The organism is Herbidospora galbida, from assembly GCF_005233835.1.
Classification (GTDB): domain Bacteria; phylum Actinomycetota; class Actinomycetes; order Streptosporangiales; family Streptosporangiaceae; genus Herbidospora; species Herbidospora galbida.
In genome coordinates this window covers 177,117-194,619 of the sequence record NZ_SZQA01000008.1, presented here as the reverse complement: position 1 = coordinate 194,619, position 17,503 = coordinate 177,117, and the positions used below count along the sequence as shown (strand labels likewise).

General features: G+C 69.8%; 13 protein-coding genes. 2 read left to right on the top strand and 11 right to left on the bottom strand.

Annotated features, from left to right (window positions below; all coding sequences use genetic code 11):
- Positions 1–17 precede the first annotated feature (17 nt).
- From FDA94_RS11525 to FDA94_RS11515, 3 genes are read right to left on the bottom strand one after another with little or no spacing between them, the layout of a single operon-like run.
- A complete protein-coding gene (locus FDA94_RS11525) occupies positions 18–908 on the bottom strand; it encodes a carbohydrate ABC transporter permease (RefSeq protein WP_246059768.1) in 891 nt (296 codons plus the stop codon).
- Positions 905–1,885 carry a carbohydrate ABC transporter permease gene (locus tag FDA94_RS11520; RefSeq protein ID WP_137247042.1) on the bottom strand — a complete coding sequence of 327 codons (981 nt, stop codon included), beginning with the start codon at positions 1,883–1,885 and terminating at the stop codon, positions 905–907. The genes FDA94_RS11525 and FDA94_RS11520 overlap by 4 nt, the downstream gene beginning before the upstream one ends.
- Positions 1,886–1,890: 5 nt before the next feature.
- Positions 1,891–3,216 (bottom strand): extracellular solute-binding protein, encoded by a 1,326-nt coding sequence (locus tag FDA94_RS11515; protein ID WP_137247041.1) that lies wholly within the window; start codon positions 3,214–3,216, stop codon positions 1,891–1,893.
- 202 nt (positions 3,217–3,418) lie between these two features.
- Here FDA94_RS11515 and FDA94_RS11510 point away from each other — a divergent pair, with 202 nt between their 5' ends.
- Together FDA94_RS11510 and FDA94_RS11505 are read left to right on the top strand one after the other, a co-directional pair.
- Entirely contained in the window at positions 3,419–4,585 is a 1,167-nt protein-coding gene (locus FDA94_RS11510; protein WP_137247040.1) for an ROK family transcriptional regulator, read from the top strand.
- Between the two features lie 4 nt (positions 4,586–4,589).
- Positions 4,590–5,228, top strand: coding sequence for a M15 family metallopeptidase (locus FDA94_RS11505; RefSeq protein ID WP_137247039.1), 639 nt, complete (start codon positions 4,590–4,592; stop codon positions 5,226–5,228).
- Between the two features lie 906 nt (positions 5,229–6,134).
- Here the strand turns inward: FDA94_RS11505 and FDA94_RS11500 are convergent.
- The 8 genes from FDA94_RS11500 to FDA94_RS11465 all read right to left on the bottom strand — a co-directional run bounded on the left by FDA94_RS11500 (position 6,135) and on the right by FDA94_RS11465 (position 17,365).
- Positions 6,135–7,067 carry a cyanobactin maturation protease PatG family protein gene (locus tag FDA94_RS11500; RefSeq protein WP_212735278.1) on the bottom strand — a complete coding sequence of 311 codons (933 nt, stop codon included), beginning with the start codon at positions 7,065–7,067 and terminating at the stop codon, positions 6,135–6,137.
- Between the two features lie 25 nt (positions 7,068–7,092).
- Positions 7,093–7,335, bottom strand: a complete 243-nt coding sequence (locus FDA94_RS11495; protein WP_212735277.1) for a hypothetical protein — start codon at positions 7,333–7,335, stop codon at positions 7,093–7,095.
- Positions 7,298–8,203: a S8 family peptidase gene (locus tag FDA94_RS11490; protein WP_137247067.1), complete on the bottom strand. Its 906-nt coding sequence runs from the start codon at positions 8,201–8,203 to the stop codon at positions 7,298–7,300. Before FDA94_RS11490 ends, FDA94_RS11495 begins: the two co-directional genes overlap by 38 nt.
- A gap of 104 nt (positions 8,204–8,307) precedes the next feature.
- Positions 8,308–8,742, bottom strand: coding sequence for a hypothetical protein (locus FDA94_RS11485; RefSeq protein ID WP_137247038.1), 435 nt, complete (start codon positions 8,740–8,742; stop codon positions 8,308–8,310).
- A 251-nt stretch (positions 8,743–8,993) separates the two neighbouring features.
- Complete coding sequence (locus FDA94_RS11480; RefSeq protein ID WP_137247037.1) at positions 8,994–10,829, bottom strand: N,N-dimethylformamidase beta subunit family domain-containing protein; 1,836 nt, start codon at positions 10,827–10,829, stop codon at positions 8,994–8,996.
- Entirely contained in the window at positions 10,826–12,097 is a 1,272-nt protein-coding gene (locus FDA94_RS11475; RefSeq protein ID WP_212735276.1) for a condensation domain-containing protein, read from the bottom strand. Before FDA94_RS11475 ends, FDA94_RS11480 begins: the two co-directional genes overlap by 4 nt.
- 8 nt (positions 12,098–12,105) lie before the next feature.
- The gene (locus FDA94_RS11470) at positions 12,106–12,348 is read right to left on the bottom strand and encodes an acyl carrier protein (RefSeq protein WP_061294331.1); all 243 of its coding nucleotides are present in this window, start codon (positions 12,346–12,348) and stop codon (positions 12,106–12,108) included.
- Positions 12,308–17,365: a non-ribosomal peptide synthetase/MFS transporter gene (locus tag FDA94_RS11465; RefSeq protein ID WP_137247035.1), complete on the bottom strand. Its 5,058-nt coding sequence runs from the start codon at positions 17,363–17,365 to the stop codon at positions 12,308–12,310. Before FDA94_RS11465 ends, FDA94_RS11470 begins: the two co-directional genes overlap by 41 nt.
- Positions 17,366–17,503 lie beyond the last annotated feature (138 nt).

Sequence of the window (17,503 nt, the reverse complement as noted above, 5' to 3'; positions counted from 1 at the left end):
GACAGGAAGTGGGCTGGTCAGCCCTTGACGGCGCCTGCGACGAGGCCGGAGACCATGCGTCGCTGCACCAGGAGGAAGAACACGATGACGGGGATCGTCATCAGGGTGGAGCTGGCCATGATGGCGCCCCAGTCGGTGCCCCGCTGGCCGAAGAAGTACTGCAACGCCACGGGCATCGTGTAACCCGACGGGTCGCTCATCAGCACCAGCGCGAAGATCAGCTCGTTCCACGCGGTGATGAAGCTGAAGATGCTGGTCGCCACGAGGCCAGGCGCGACGAGCGGGAAGAGCACCTTCCAGAACGTGGTGAACCGGCTCGCGCCGTCGATCCACGCGGCCTCCTCCAGCGACTTCGGCACGGCCGCCACGAAGGTGCGCAGCATCCAGATGCCGAAGGGCAGGGTCAGGCCGACGTTGACGACGATGAGGCCGAGCAGCTGGTCGTACAGGCCCAGCCGCTTGACGCTGAGGAACAGCGGGATGAGCAGCGCCTCCGCCGGCACCATCTGCACGATCAGCAGGGTGATGAGGAAGGAGGTGCGGCCCCGGAACCGGAATCGGGAGACGGCCGTGGCGGCCAGCAGCGAGAACACCGCGCCCACCGCGACCGTGCCGAGGGCGACGATCGCGCTGTTGCGCAGGTAGAGCCAGATGGAGTTGCCCGCCACGCCCTCGCTCAGCACCCGGTCGAAGTGCTCGAAGGTGAAGCTCGTCGGGAACGGGATGAACTCCGTGGTGAAGATCTGGTCGTTGGTCTTGAACCCGGTCGAGACCATCCAGTACACGGGGAACATCGCGAGGACGAACACCACCGCGGCGGTGGCGTTGAGGGCGGCCTTGCGCAGCTTCTTGCGGGTCCTGGCCGAGTCGCGCGCCCGCCTGACCTGCGGGTTCGTCAGAGTGGTCACTGCACCTCCTCCGACTTGATCATCTGGCGGACGTAGAACGCGGTGACGATCAGCAGGATGATCGTCAGGATGACCGCGATGGCCGCGCCGGAACCCATCTTGGGCGGCGGCCGGAAGGCCTCCGCGTACGAGAACATCGACAGGTTGAACGCCAGGCGGTTGGTCGGGCCGTTCAGGAGCACGTACAGCTGCGAGAAGACCTTGAAGTCCCAGATGATCGACAGGATCGTCAGGACCGCGAAGACCGGCTTGAGCAGCGGATAGGTGACCGACCGGAAGGTCCGCCAGGGGGACGACCCGTCGACTCGGGCGGCCTCGTAGAGCTCGTTCGGAATGCTCTTGAGCCCGGCCAGGACCGAGACCGCGACGAACGGGAACGACGCCCAGACGACCGTCATGATCAGCGCGATGTAGACGGTGTAGGCCTCGTTGAGCCAGGGGACGCCGGTCCAGTCGGCCCGCCCGAAGAGGGCGTTGGACAGGAAGTCGGGCAGCAGGTTGAGCGCCCAGTTGACGATGCCGGCCTCGGCGTCGAACAGCCAGCGCCAGATCACGCCCTGCGCGACCGGCGGAACCGCCCACGCGAACATGATGGCGACGATCAGCACGGTCGACACGCGCTTGCTGAGCTGCTGGAGCAGCACCCCGACGCCCGTACCCACGATCAGGGTGAGCGAGACGGCCACGAAGGCGAAGACGAGGGTGTTGCGGAGAGCCGACCAGAAGATGTCGTTCTCGAAGATCTTGGTGTAGTTCTCCCAGCCCACCCAGTCGGCCGGCCGGGGGTTGACGTCCCGGATCTGCGGGATCCCGACCTTCTGGAAGGACATGATCCCGGCCTGGATCATGGGATAGAGCAGCAGCGCCGCCATCACCAGGACACCGGGGATCAGCAGGACGTACGGGATGAGCTTCGGGTTAAGGCCGGAGGCCTTCTGCGGACGGTGAGAGCGGCGGGCGATCGACGTGTCGGTCATCGTCGCTACTGGTTGAGGATGTCTTCGAGTTCCTTGTTGGCCGTCGCGAGCGCCTCATCGGCCGAGGCCTTGCCCTCGATGACCGAGCGGGCCGCGTTCTGCAGCACCGCCTTGGTCTCGCCCGCCTCGGTCCAGTTCGGGTCGGCCGGGAAGGACCGGGCCTTGGCGAACGCCGCCGCGAACGGGGCCTGGACCGGGTCGCTGGCCAGCGAGGCCAGGGTGTCCGGGTAGACCGGGAGCAGACCGCCGTCCTTGGCGTAACGGTCGGCCCACTGCTTGCTCGTGGCGAGCTTGATGTACTCCGCCGCGAGCTCGGCGTTCTTGGTGGTGCCCCAGACGGCGATGTCGTTGCCGCCGAAGAACGCCGGGGCCTCACCGCCGGTCTTGGCGGGGAGCGGGAAGAAGGCCAGCTGGTCGGCCTTCACCTTGCCCTTGGAGTCCTGCTCGATGCCGGGGATGTCCCACGACGCGGTCAGGTACATGCCGACCTTGTCGTTGGCGAAGCGGGTGCGGATGTCCGTGGTGTTCTGGGTCAGCCGCGACTTGCCCGACAGACCGCCGGTCACCAGGCCCGTGTACGTCTCGAAGCCGGCCTTGAAGGTCGGGTCGGTGAGCTTGCCCACCCACTTGTCGCCTTCCTTGACGGCGTAGTCGCCGCCCTCGGACCAGGCCATGGCGCCGAGGAGGTGGTTGGCGTCGGAGCCGCCGTTGAAGGCGAAGCCGTCGACGTCCGAGCCCTTCTCATCCTGGATCTTCTTCGCCGCGGCGACGACCTCGTCCCAGGTCTTCGGCACCTCGATCTTGAGGTCCTCGAACCAGTCCTTGCGGTAGAGGACCGCGCGGGTGCCGGCGCCCCACGGCACGGCGTAGACCTCGCCGTCGATGGTCTCCAGGCCGAAGAGGTTCTTCGGGATCTGGGCCTGGTCGCCGGCGCTGGTGAGGGCGGTGATCGGGCTCAGCGCCTCCTGGCTGACCCACAGCGGCACCTGGTCGTTGCCGATCTCGGTGACGTCGGGGCCGGCACCGCCCGCGGCGGCGGCGGTGAACTTGTCGTTCACCTGCGGCCACGGGATCCACTCGAGCTTGACCGTGGCGCCGGTCACCTTCTGGAACTCGGCGTTCAGGTCGTCCATGTAGGCCTGGGCCGGCGGGTTTGAGTCACCGAGACGCCACATCGTCAGCGTCTGACCGGCGAACTTGGGACCCGAGGCGGCGGGAGCCGATTCGGCGGCAGTGGCGGCGGGGGCCGATTCGGTGGTCTCGCCACCACCACAAGCGGCGACACCCAGGGCGAGGGCGGCGGTTACGCCGGCGATCTTCACGATCTTCACGTTGGGGGTTCTCCCTTCCCGGCTTCTCGTCTAGGCAAGTCGAGGTGTCGGCGGGCCGTGCACCTTGGGGTTGCTGACGGTCGGCGTTTGTGGCACCTCAGAGGCTTGATCGCTTGCCTATGGGGTGACTGCCGTTAAACTAACAAGAAACTTTCTTAAAAAAAACCCGCGTTAGCGGATCGTGACGAGAAGGGGGACAGCGGTGGCCCGACGTCCCGGCACGCCCCGGCTGCTCCGGCAGATCAACGACAGATCGGCCCTGGAGCTCCTTCTCCTGCAGGGCCCGCTCACCCGGGCTGAGCTGGGCGAACTGACCGGATTGAGCAAGGTCACCTCGGGCCAGTTGCTGGCCCGCCTGGAAGATCGCGGATTGGTCACGACGGCCGGCGAACGGGCCGGCGGGCGCGGCCCGAACGCGGCCCTCTACGCGGTCAATCCCGAATCGGCGTACGTCGCCGGGCTGGAGGTCTCGCCCGACAGCGTCACCGCCGGCGTCGCCGACATCACCGGACGGGCCATCGCCGAGGTGACCGTCGACCCCAGCGAGGCGCGTGATCCCGTCAAGCTGGTGCACAACGCCCTCTTCCGCGCCTGTGAGTGCGCCGGGATCGTCCTCGACCAGCTCAGCGGCCTGGTGATCGGCACGCGCGGCGTGGTCGACCCCCGCAGCGGGGACGTGCGCTACTCCTTCGACCTGCCCGCGTGGCACTTCGGCGTGCTGGCCGAGCTCCGCGCCGACCTGGGCCGGGCGGTACGCATAGAGAACGACGTCAACCTCGCCGCCCTGGCCGAACAGGCCCACGGCGCGGCGCGCGGCCTCGACGACTTCGTCATGATGTGGGCCGGGATAGGCCAGGGCCTCGGCGTCATGCTCGGCGGCCGGCTGCACCGGGGCATCACCGGCGGCGCGGGCGAGATCGGCTGGCTGCCGGTGCCGGGCGAGCCCCTTCCCTCCGATGTACGCGACCCGCAGTCGGGCTCCTTCCAGCGCCTGGTCGGCGGGGACGCCCTGCACGGGATGGCGGTGGCCCACGGGATGGGGCCGGGGGAGGCGCCCGTGGCCGAGCTGGTCGCCAAGGCGGTCGCCGAGGGGAACGGGAGCTTCCTCGACGAGCTCGCCGGCCGGCTGGCCGTCGGGGTCGCGGCCGTGGCGGTGGTGCTCGACCCGGGGCTCATCGTCCTGTCGGGCGACGTCGGACGGGCCGGCGGCCGCGAACTGGCGGCCCGGGTGGAGGACGAGGTGGCGCGCGTCTGCCCCTCACGGCCGAGGGTGGCGGTGACCGAGGTGGAGGGCAATCCGGTGCTCCGGGGGGCGCTGGTGGCCGCCCTGGAGGAGGCGAGGGAGCAGGTCTTCTCGGATACGGTCTGACGATATGGGTGACGTCATTCTGATCTCCGACCCCCGGGTGACCTCCATACCGGTGATCGATTGCCTTGAGCCGCTCGTCGACGTCCGCGCTTTCCTGCGCGTCGACCTCCGCTTGGCCGACCCGGCCGGTGCGTTCGCGCACCTGCGCGAGGGGGTCGCCGAGCGGCTGCGGCGGGTGGTGCTGCCGCTGGGCGTGCACCTCGTGGTGGTCGAGGGCTATCGGCCGGTGTCGTTGCAGCGGAAGTGGTTCGAGGAGTACCGGGAGACGTTGCGCACGACATTTCCGGATATGTCGGGTGACGAGCTGTACGTGGCGGCCAGCCGCTTCGTCTCGCCCGTCGAGGTCGCGCCCCACACGGCCGGCGCCGCCGTCGACCTGACGCTGTGCGACGACGACGGCGTCGAACTCGACATGGGGACCGAGGTCAACGCCACCCCCGAGCAGAGTGACGGGGCCTGCTACACCGCCTCCACCGACATCTCGGCGGAGGCGATGCAGAACCGCAAGGTCTTGGCGACGGCGCTGGAGGCGGTCGGGCTGGTCAACTATCCGACGGAGTGGTGGCACTGGTCCTACGGCGACCGCTACTGGGCGATGACCCGGGGGCGCGCGGCGGCCCTATACGGTCCGGTCGAGCTCTGACCCGCGCGGACGGGGACCACGGGCGTCGGCCATGCGGGCGACGCCCGCTCGATCCCCGACCTCAGCCTTCCGCGGCCGCGTCAGACCCTGCAGAAAGGCACACCTGGTTCTCCTCTGACGACGATGCGTTGGTCGCACGATCCGGGGTGGTTGCAGCAGGCTTTGCCCTCGCAGCACACGTCGCAGCAGGTCTCCCCGCTGTCGGGACAAGGAGTGCGCTGCCCGCAGCAGCGTGTGCGCAGCGGTGTGGCGTGGTCCTTCGGGCAGCAGCCGTTCTCCTGCGTGCACACCTCGTCGGGCTTGCAGCGTCGACCTGACGCCTGGCAGACCTCGCTCCGCGGGACGCACCCCTCGTTCGTGCACGCCTCATCGGGCTTGCACCGTCGGCCCGAGGGCGGGCAGAGTTCGCTCAGCGGGACGCACCCCTCGTAGGTGCATCTCTCGTTGGGCTTACAGCACCCGAACGGTGCGCAGGGCGTCCCCGGCCAGCAGTTCTCCACGACGCCGTTGCGGCAGATCGACGTGTCCCGCCAGTAGGCGATGCCGTCGCAGCACGACATGCCATCTTGCAGGCAGGAGACGTTTCGTCCCCCGTCAGGACGCAGCTCGCCGACACACCGGTCGGTGCCTCTATAGCAGCAGTACTCCTTTCCATCGACCCAGAACGAATCACAGGGCGGAGGCGGCGGCGAACTGCACGAGATCTGGCACATCGGCTGACATTCGTATCGCTCTCCGCCTGAGTCCATGCACTCTCGCATGCAGTCGTCCACGCAGTCCGCGGGCAGGACGTGGCCCTCGGTGCCGTGACCGCCCGCGGAGGCGCGGTATCGCCCCCTGGTCTGGTAGAGCGAACTCTCCGCCGTAGCGGCTGGCATTACCATGACGCCGCACCTCCCGGCTGCGCTATCGGTCGTAGTACGGGGACAACTTGGTGGTCAGGTATGGAAACTCCTCTTCCACGTCCACCCGGACGAAGAATTTCTCCGTGACGTCGGTTCTCCGGTCGGTGAACGAGAAGATGACGTCCAGAATCCTGCGCATCCCGCTCAGCCGGGACGGACGGGTTTCGATGGCCGACAGCGTGGCGCCGGAGGCGTGCGCCGCCGCGCACTTCGCATAGACGCTGGGATATCGCAACGCCACATAATTGACCGCACGGTGCTCGTCGTACGCACCGGCGTTGTCGGTGATCTGAATCACCCTCTCGAACAACTCCTCCGCTGCGGCCCTGAACTGTTCCTCCCCGATTCCCTCCGGCTTGGGCAGAGACTGGACGAGCGAGCCGGCGTTGAAGGCATAGATCTGGTCGAACGCCACCATCGGCAGCATCAGCCCGTTGCAGGCGTCGGGCGGCGCGAGAGGTCCTCGCAGCCCGATCACCGCATGCAGGTCCGTCGACCGCGGTGCCTCAGCCAGGGCTTCCACGAGCTGGGAAAGGTCTCCGGAGTCGCGGGGGCGCAGCAGGTACGTGTCGAGCCCCTGAACAGTGAGCACATAGCAGAGCTGGCGGATCAGATAGCGATTCTGTGGTGCGGAAAGCACTGCGTGCAGCGCTTGGCGGTCGGTCATGTCGGTGGTCTCGGCGCGCCCGGTCGCCTGCGCGAATTCCTTTTCCACGCCGAGGCTCGGCATACGCGGTTCGATTCTGCCGAGTGCGTATACGTAGGGTGAGACGGGGTCACCGCCCTGACCGGTGGCCGCGAGTTTCTCCGGACCGTGACCGCAGGTCGTGCAGGTGTGCGGTTCCTTTTCCGCCGGCACCGGACCGGGCATCGTGTCGTGAGACGGCGATTCCGTTGAGGCGGGCTGCACGGACAGTTGCTCGTTCTCGTTCATAGGGCCGTTTCCCATCGATCGGTGCTCAGACCTCTCGTCGTCGCGATCCGCTCCTGCCGGAGAACACAAGCCAGCGGTTGAGCGTTTCGGCCCGCTGTCCGCAGCCGCGACACGGTCGTATGCCGGTGGCCCGGGAAACGCGTTTCACGACGTCGCCCAGCCCGATGTCCTCGTCGTTGACGAATCCGGGAAGCCGCACGCGGGCCGACGTCGGCTCGGCCGGCTTCTCGTCATCGCCCGCCATGCGGGGCCTGTCCTGATCGGCCATGATGTGCGCCTCCTTGTCGATCACGTCTCGTGCGCAACGTCTGGTAAGCCGTCCAAGCGTTGACCAGCGGCGGCACCACAGAGGAACGGCGGGACGTGGACCCGGTGACCGCGTGGACCAGGTCCGCGTGCGTCGCGTCGGGAAATTCCGACCACAACAGGGCGATGACACCGGTGACCAGGGCCGCGGCGGCGCTCGATCCGCCGAAAGGACGTAGTCCCCCGTCCGCTCCGAGGCTGACCATTCCGGCGCCGGTCGCGCCCACTCCGCGGCGGCCGATCGTCGGCCCGGTATTCGCGTTCGCCGCAGGGTGCCCGTGAAGGCCGTAGGCGACGACCGGGATGACCGACTGATGGCGGGTGATGACCGAGCCGCCGATCGTCCCGTGGTCACCCGCGGCGGCCACGACGATCAGGCCTCGCGCGGCCGCGTGATCGAGAGCCCTCTGCAGGATGCGATGGGCGTCGTGGCTACGCGGAGACAGCGTCAGGCTCAGATTGAGGATCCGCGTCCCGGCGTCGGCCATCTCCACGATCGCGGCCGCGAGGACGTCCTGCCGGGCGGTGGTCGTGCCACCGGAATGTGACGGGGCGGGAGCGAAAATCGGATGGCTCACCAAGGTGGCGCCCGGACAGACGCCCGGGGCGCCGGAGTCGCGTCGACCGACAAGGACGCCGGCGACGGCTGTCGCGTGATGGGACGCTATATCGCGCGCCGTCGACAGCCGAGCGGGCAATTCGAGGTTCGCGCCGGCCAGCCCCGGGTGAGTGGCCAGAACCGGTCCGTCGATGAGCCCGATTCTCGTGGCGCCTTCTCCGCCGGTCCTGGCCATCAGGCGGGGAAGGCCGATGAGCTCAAGTGGATTCACACCGTGAGTCTGAGCGATTGTGGTCATGCGGTCGCCTGTGGACGAGAGCGTGCGATTTCCCTGGAAAGGGCCGAGGCCGGATTCGGCCCTTTCCATCCCTTGTGCTAGGGATTGAAGTCGCCGACGTTGGTCGTCGCTTTTCCGCTGTCCGACCCCGGCCATCCGGTACTCTGCAAATTCCCGGACGAACGCAGCCAGATGTCGGCGTAGATCTCCTCGTGGCCGGTTTCCGTGTCCGCGACCTCCCTTGAGAGGACGAAGCCGAGGCGTCGGTCGACGACCTTCATGCCCTGGTGTCCAGGGCGGTTGTCGTTCTGTTGCGGAAGAACGCCGGGCGAGAACACGTTCCCTGCGGGACCCTGTGCCGTGATGAAGTCGTCACCAGAGACGTCGTCCTCCTCGCAGAGCCTGACGAATTCGTGGAAGGTGTCGCCCAATTCCTGTGGGTCGAACGACGCTTTGTAGGTGACGGTGAAGTGGTAGTCGGGGTCCTGTTCCAGGGCTCCGCCGTCGATACGCTGATTGAAGATCTCCACCATGTGGATCGTCTCCTCGTTTCGTCGTTTCTCGACTTGCGGCCAATGTCGTGAACATTTCTGGGTGCGGCTCACCTCAACCGGTTTGACGATGGTCTGCCTGGGATCGACGATTCGAGAGACCGCTTATTTCGAAATAGCTCTCTCTTTCACACACGCAATCACGAGAGGGCATTCGATGCAATCAGGTGTGTGCAAGAGCAAGCCCAAGGTTCCACCTGCTTCGCCGGTTCTCCGTTTGCACGGGTGGCGGGTCAGGGATTCCGCGCCCGTCGGGCTTCTCGCCACCGCAGCGGCTCACCTGGGGTGGTGGCGACCAGGCGGCCCGCGTGCGCGGTGAACGTCGTCGTGCCCTTCGGGAGGTCGCCGGCCGGGTGCCAGTCATCCGTCGTGTCCGGGCGGCGGGTGACCAGTTCTCCCGTGCTCGTCAGGGCGTAGAGGCGGCCGTTCATGCCGCTCATCGCGATCGCGTCGCACTCTCCTCGGTCCAGCCATTCGTCGCCGGTGAAGGGCATCGCCCACAGGCGGCCCGCCGCGGTCGCGACCCAGAACGTGCAGTCGGCGATCGCCAGGGCCACGGTCCCCTCCGGGCAGCGGGCCTCGTCCTGCCAGAGGGCCGGGACCTCCACGGCCGCGCGGGAGCGCAGGACGCCGTCGGCGGTCACGCCGTACAGCAGGACGCCGCGGGTGCCGGCCGCCTCGCGCGGAGTGTCGAGGCAGGTCACGTCGCCGGCCCAGCCGATGGGGCGCCAGGGAAGGTTCTGGGCGCACAGTTCGCGGCTCATCAGCGCGCCGTCGGAGGTCACGCCGTAGAGGACGCGGGCGTCGGCGGCCAGCGCGCGGATGTCGGACGGCTCGCCGATCGCGTCCCAGCCGTCGTAGGCCGAGCTGAGGCGGGTCAGCACGTTGCGGGTGATGCGGTCGACGACCGGGTCGTGGAGGGTGTTGCCCCAGTTGACCGTGGCGGCGTTGAAGACGGTGCCGCGGCCCGAGGTGAAGACGCCCATGGTCGCCCAGCCGCCCTGGCCGCCGCTGCGCCAGTGGCGCAGGTCGGCGGTGGCGAGCACGGTGAACGACGGCGGGGTGCCGTCGCGCGAGGTCACCCTCGGGACGCCGCCCACCTCGACGAACTCGGCCGCGTCGGTCTCGTAGCCCAGGGCTCCCTGGGCGAACTTGTCGCCCTCGGTCAGGCCGGTGCCCTCGAAGACCCAGTGGCCGGCGAAGCGGGTGACGTACGACTCCTCGTTCATCAGCGGCATCGACGGGCCCCAGGTGCCCGCGCCCGCTCGGAACGACACGCCCGTCAGCGTGTTCTCGGGGCGGCCGACGGTCGACCACTCGGCGGTGACCAGCGCCGGGTCGTCGACCGGGTCGGTGAAGGGGTCGCGGTGGCAGACCAGGGTGCGGCCCTCCAGGCGGGCCTGCCACCAGGCGGTGTTGCCGGCGAAGATCGCCATGTTGCCGCCGCGCCGCACGAACTCCTCGCAGGCGTCGCGCATCTCGCGGGTCCAGTACTCGTCGTGGCCGTTGACGACCAAGAGGCGGTAGCCGTCCAGCAACGAGGGCGACAGGTCGAGGCCGTCGCAGAAGTCGGCGTCGAAGCCCGCCGGGCGGAGCCAGCGCAGGAAGCCGTCCTCCCAGCGTTCGGGAGGCGGGCCGCCGCCCGGCCGGTCGAAGGTCACTTCGACGGCCCGCGACGGGTCCTCCGTCCAGTAGAGGCCCTCGCCGGGGACCCCGGCGCGGTTGTAGGCCTGCCAGGTGCCGAACGGGATGGACACAAGGACGTCCTTCTTCGGGCCGGCCGCCGTCACGACGAAGTAGACCTCGTCGTCGCCGGAGACGCCGGTGCCGGGCAGCTCGCCCGTCGCCCTCGGCACCTCCGACGAGGGGGCGTCGGTGAAGTGGGCGCGGTAGAGGGAGCTCGGCCAGTGCTCCGGGATCGCGAGCGTCCAGCGCGGGCCGGTGGCGCGGGTCGTCAGCACGTGGGCGCCCGTGGTGGCGTCGTGGATGTGGACGCCGCTGTCGCCGCCCAGCCGGAAGGTCAGCGGGCGGCCCTGGGGGCACGAGGTCGCCTCCGCGTAGGCGATCACCGCAGCGCCGCTTCGACCAGCATCGTCTCCAGCCCGTACAGGAAGCGCTCCATGTCGGCCTTGGACAGCCAGCGGGTGTCGGCGGTCACCGACACGTCCATGGTTCCGCTCAGGTGGACGCAGAACCGGCAGTTCAGCTGGTCCTGCGACATCGGCCAGCTGAGCGCGCTCTCGCCGAGCGCCCGGCGGATCAGCGCCTCGTCGCGGTAGACGGGGTTGTCGGCGAAGCGCATGTCGTTGAAGCAGCACCACGGATGCACGACCGTGCCCCGCTCGGCCGCCACCCTGTCGAGGGCCGCAGACCGGTCGGCGGGGTCGTGGTAGGCGCTCCGGTACGCCCGCAGCGCCGCCGGCCCCGCCAGGCTCAGCAGCTCGTCGAACCGCACCTTCTCCACGTCCAGAACGAACAGCCCCTCCTGCGACATCGTGGTCACCGCCGTCCGGGTGTCGGCCCGGAACCGGTTCCCCACGATCGGCAGCATCGCCACCGTCTCGTGCCCCGTCATCTCCGACACCAGCGCGGTCACCGCCGTCAGCAGGACCGTCGAGGTGCTCGTACCGTGCCGGACCGCGATCCGCTGCGCGGCCAGGTCGACGGCGGGGGAGCGCAGCGACGCCCGCCACACGGGCGGCGACTCCCCGGCCCCCGACGGCACGTGGAACATCGTCGGCGGGATCCTGCGGTGCGCCTCCTCCCAGTACGCCGCCGCCTCGCCGGCCACCCGGCGGCCGGCCGCCGACTCCTGCCAGCGCGCGATGTCCATCGGCTGCGGCGGCCGGGACGCGGGCGCGCCGCCGCGCAGGAGCAGCAGGCGCAGGTCGCGGATGGCCTGCTCGGCGCCCAGGCCGTCGGCGGCCAGGTGGCAGAACACCAGTACCAGATGGGTGACCGCGCCGTCGGGGGAGAGCACCAGCCCGGCGCGCAGCGGCCACTCGTGCGCGTAGTCGAACGCGGTCGCCGCCATCTCGGCCAGCAGGGCCTGGGGATCGTCGCCGGTCCGGACGCTCAGCTCCCCGTTCGCCCTGAGCAGCTGGCCACCGTCGCCGACCAGCGTGCGCAGCGACTCGTGCCGTTCGACCAGGCGGCCCAGCGCCCACAGCGCCGACGACACCGACGCCGGGCGCGCCCCGAGCGGCAGCACCCGGCCGAAGTTGAAGTAGTGGTCGTCCGGCCGGGTGCGCTCGATCGCCTCCCAGATCGCGCGCTGACCCCACGTGAACGACGCCGTCCCCGTACGCCCGCCCGAGAAGGCGGCCCGCTCCGTCATTTCCGGGGTCATGCCGGTGACCGGGCGGCCTCGACCCAGGCCGCCAGCCCGTCGACGCTGTCGAGGAACGTCACGTCGCCGCTCAGGTCGACCTCGACGCCGTATTCGCGTTCGACGGCGTCGATGAGCCGCATCTGCGCCAGCGAGGTCACGCCGAGATAGGCCAGCGGCACGGTCGCCGCCAGCACGTCGGCCGGGGTGAGCTCGCCGTCACACGACTCCGACACCAGTTCGGCCAGTCTTTCCTTCATTGCGCACCTTCCGTTCCAGCCCGACCAGGTCGTCGGGGGTGGCGTCGGGGACCGCGTCGTCGAACCGGGCCAGCCTCCTGGTGAGCAGCGCCCCGGCCACGACCAGCAGGATGAATCCGGCGAAGACGGCGTACATCAGGGAGACGTCGCCGAGGAGCCCGGTGCCCACGGGGGCGATGATCCCGACGCCGATGGGGATGGTCGACCAGGCGACCATCTGGTTGAGCGCGAACACCCGGCCGTGGAACCGCTGCGGGACCTTGACCTGGATGATCGTGTTGTAGACGCCGTTGACCAGGGCCAGGCCGAAGCTGACGCCGAACGCGCCGACGCCGATGACGACCAGGTCGTCGCGGAGCGCCACGACGCCGCACGACACGGCGATGATCAACGTGAGGAGCAGCATGCCGCGCATCCGGCGCCTGGACGGGCCGCCCCACAGGCCCATCGTGAGGCCGCCCGCGACGGCGCCCGACCCGGCCACCAGGGCGATGACGCCCGCCTCCTGGACGGTGCCGAACTCCAGCACCAGCGGCGAGTACATCATGAAGACCGGCGACAGCCCGAGCGACAGGAACGCGAAGAAGACGACCATCGCCCGGAAGTAGGGGTTGCCGAACGAGATCTTGAACCCTTCGGCGATCTCCCGGCCGACCGTCTCCCGGCGGCGCAGCGCCAGCGCGGCCGGGAAGGCCACCAGGGCCAGCACGACGATGGTGAAGACGTGCCCGACGACGTCCAGGACGAGAATGCCGTGCAGGCCCCAGACCGCCATCAGGCCGACGGCCGCGAGCGGCGCGACGAACTGGGCCATGCCGAGCGCCATCTGGGCGATGCCGTTGGCGTGGCCGAGATAGCGCTTGGGGACCAGCTGCGGCACGGCCGCCGTGAAGGCCAGCCGCTGCGTGGTCAGCGCGACCGACAGCAGCGGCAGCAGGATGTACAGGGTCCAGACGTGCAGGTTCCCGGTCCAGACGAGGACGCCCGTCGCGGTCTGGACGGCCAGGGCCGCCGCGTTGCCGCCGATCATCACGCCGCGCTTGGACGACCGGTCGACCAGCGCCCCCGCCAGCGGCGCGGCCAGCACGCCGGGGATGACGGCCAGCACCTGGAGGACGGCCAGCTGGGTCATCGACTGGTGCTGGAGGTAGACCCAGAGGGGCAGCGCGAACTCGGTCAGCGTCGACCCGGCCAGGCACACCATCTGCCCGAAGGCCACCAGCAGGAAGCGGGTGACCGAGGGCGGCGGCCCGGCCGGAACCGCGTCGGGGCGCGAGACGAGGTCAGGGTCGCTCGCGCCCCAAGCGGGGTCAGGGGTCGTGGCCGTGACGATCTCGGCCAGCTCCTCCGGGCGATATTTCAGGAAGTAGTGGCCCGCCTCGTCCAGGACGACCAGCCGGGTCCGCTCCGCGATGAAGCCCCACTCGGCGAAGCGTTCCTCGTAGTAGTCCGTCGCGGGGTCGTACTCGCCGACGACGGACACGATCGGCGCCTTCAGCTTGGGCGCGCCGCTGTCCATCAGGGCGGTGAAGTAGTCCTCGGCGGCGCGGGCGTCGTGGCGCATGTTCCCGATGACGAACGCCTTCTGGGCGTCGTCCAGGTCCGACAGGTCGGCGCCGAGCGCGGTGAGCCAGTTGAGCTGGCCCTTGTCGCTGCGGAACCGCTCCAGCCGCGCCAGTCTCGCCCAGCGCCCGAGCACGCCCTTGGTGGGGCGGGCGAACGGGAAGATGCCGCCGAGGAAGACGGTGTCGACCGCGCGTCCGGCCGCCTCCAGACGGCGGGCGATCTCGACGGTCAGGGCGCCGCCGACGCCGCAGTGGCCGTAAAGGGTGACGGGGGCCTCGATGCGCAGGATCTCCTCGACGCAGCGGCGGGCCACCTCTTCGAGGGGCAGCGGATCCTCGGCCAGGCCCAGGTCGTGGCCCGGGACGGCGACCGACCACAGCTCCCATTCCGCCGGCAGGGCGTCGGCGAGCGGCTGGTACACGACCGCGCTGCCACCGCCGTAGGGGACGCACACCAGGGCCTTGGCGCCCGGCCCGGTCAGGCGGTAGAGCAGCGGCCTCGGGCCGGACGCCGACCGGGCGACGGCGGCGAGGGCGCGTACGGTCGGGTGCTGGAACAGGTCCATCAGGGCGATCGGCGACGACCCCTCGGGCAGGGTCGTGCGCAGCTTCGCCACGACGCGCACCGCGAGCAGGGAGTGGCCGCCCAGGTCGAAGAAGTCGTCCAGGACGCCCACCTGCCGCAGCCCCAGCACCTGGCACCAGGCGGCGGCGACGGCTTCCTCCCAGGCGTCGGCCGGCGGTTCGAACGGGACGTCCTCGGATCGCGTGTCCTCGGGCGCGGGCAGGGCCGCCCGGTCGACCTTGCCGTGGCCCTTCAGCGGGAGCTCGTCGAGGAACACCCAGCGGGTCGGGACCATGTACTCCGGCAGCCGCTCGGCCAGCGTCCTGCGCAGGTCGCCGATCGCGGGCCGGGGGTCGGCGACGACGTAGCCGACCAGTTCACCGTCGCGGGCGTCGGTGACGGCGTGGGAGACGCCGGGCACGAGGCGCAGCGCCTCGTCGATCTCGCCGAGTTCGACCCGGTAGCCGCGGATCTTGACCTGGAGGTCGCGGCGGCCCAGGAACTCCAGGTCTCCGGTCGGGAGCCAGCGGGCCAGGTCGCCCGACCGGTAGAGGCGGCCGTACAGCGGGTGGTCGACGAACTTCTCGGCGGTCAGGTCGGGGCGGCCCAGGTACTCGCGGGCCAGCCGGCCGCCGATGCACAGTTCGCCCGCCACGCCCGCCGGGACCTGCGCGAGGTGCGGGTCCAGGACGTACAGGACCGAATGACCCAGCGGCTTCCCGATCGGGGTGATCGGGCCCGTCGGGGTCACGTCGGGGGAGACGGGGTAGGTGGAGACGCCGACGATGGCCTCGGTCGGGCCGTAGTGGTTGACGACCGGGACCCGTCTCGCGAGGTCGCGGGCGAACTCCCAGCTCGACCCCTCGCCGCCGAAGATGAGCAGCCGGCGCGGCAGGAGGTCGGCGACGTCGTCGGTGTCGGCGGCCAGAGCGCCGAGGTGCGAGGGGGTGAGCTTCACGTAGTCGATGCCGCGCATGTGCCCGGCGAGTTCGGGGCCGGAGATGCGCGCGGGCAGCAGGTGCAGGGTGCCGCCGGTACTCAGGCACAGGTAGAGGATGGTGATGCCGAAGTCGAAGGCGAGCGACTGGAGGAGGGCGTATTCGGCCTCGTCGGCCACGTCGAAGCGCTGTCTCGCGTCGGCCAGGTAGCGGAGGATCTCGCGGTTGCGCACCGCGACGCCCTTCGGCCGCCCGGTCGAGCCCGAGGTGTAGATGACGTAGGCGAGGTCGTCGCCGTCGCCGAGCGGCTCGACGTCGTCGGCCTCGGCGTCGCCGACCTCAGTGAGCACGACCGCCGCGCCGGAGTCCTCGATCATGAAGGCGCGGCGCTCTTCGGGATACTCGGGGTCGATCGGCACGTAGGCCCCGCCCGCCTTCAGCACCGCGAGCAGCGCGACGGCCAGGTCGATCGACTGCTCCATGCAGACCGCCACCCGGACACCCGGGCCGACGCCCCGCTCCCGCAGCGCCCGCGCGGTGCCCGCGACCCGGCGGTGCAGCGTCCGGTACGTGATCGCGTCGTCTCCGTGCCGGATCGCCACCCTGTCGGGCGACCGGGTGGAGAGGACCTCGGCGAGGGTCTCCTGCGCGGGCGTGACCGGCTCGCCGGGGGCCGCCGACCACCCGTCGAGCAGTTCCCTCTCGGCAGGCGAGACGAGATCGAGGCGGGAGACCGGCTGCCCGGGGTCGGCGACGATCGAGCGCAGCAGCGTCTCGAAGTTGGCCGCGAACCGTTCGACCGTCTCGCGGTGGAACAGGTCGGCCGAGTAGACGAAGAAGGCGTCCAGGCCGTCGCCGGTCGGGGTGATCTCCAGCGACAGGTCGAACTTCGCCTGGTGAAAATCGGGGTCGACCGGTTCGGCGACGAGTCCGTCGAGGTGGAGGCGGGTCCCGGCTTCGCTGCGCATGCTGAACTGGGCCTGGAAGACGGGGGTGCGGCTCAGGTCGCGGGCCACGCCGAGGTCCTGCACCACCCGGTCGAACGGCGTCTCCGCGTGGGTGAAGGCGTCGATCGCGGTCCGGCGGGTGCGCTTCAGCAGTTCCCGGAAGGTCGGATCTCCGCTCAGGTCGGCGCGGAGCACGACCGTGTTGAGGAAGAACCCGATGAGCTTCTCGACGTCCTCGTCGGGCCGGGCCGCGACGGGGGTGCCCACGGCGAAGTCGGTCGCCGTCGTGTAGCGGTGCAGCTGGGTCTGGAAGGCCGCCATGAGCAGCATGAACAGGGTGACGCGCTCCTTGCGGGCGAGCGCGTTCACCTGGTCGGTGAGCTCCCGGGGCAGCCTGCGGGCGACGACCGCGCCCTTCGAGGTGCGGACCCTCGGCCGGGGCAGGTCGGTGGGCAGGTCGAGCACCGGCACCCGGTCGAGCCGGTCACGCCAGAAGGAGGTGTCGATCGGCTGCTCACGCTGCCTGCGGGCGTGCTCGCCGTACTGCATCGGCAGGTCAGGCAGGTCGCCGCCGGCGTAGAGGGTGGCGATCTCGTCGTACAGGAGCCCGAGAGACCAGCCGTCGCCGGCGATGTGGTGCAGCACGATGACGAGCGTCTGGTCGTCGGTCAGACAGGCCCTGACGACGGGCCCGTTCGCGAGGTCGAAGGGCCGGTTCGTCAGGTCGGCCAGCGGCACGCCGGAGACGCGTTCGAGGGGGAGGGTGCGGTCTTCGACCAGCGCGACCGGACGGCCGTCGACGGCCGGATACCGCGTCCGCAACACCTCGTGCCGTCTGACGACATTGTCAAGTGCCCGCTGCAGCGCGGCCACGTCGAGATCCCCGACGAGCCGTTCGGTCACACAGATGTTGTACGACGCGTCGTCGGGGTTGAGCTCGTGCAGGAACCAGAGCCGTTCCTGTCCGAGCGAGAGCGGATTGGCCGGTGTGACGGCGAGCATCTTCCCTCAAGTGATCGGACGAATGCAGCACAAAGAGGCCAAACGCCTCAGCCGGGGAAGCTAACTGGAAAGGTTCTTTGCAATTAGCGGACGGCGTCAGTCTGGCATGCCCCGCCTCCGCTCACAAGCTCTAAACGT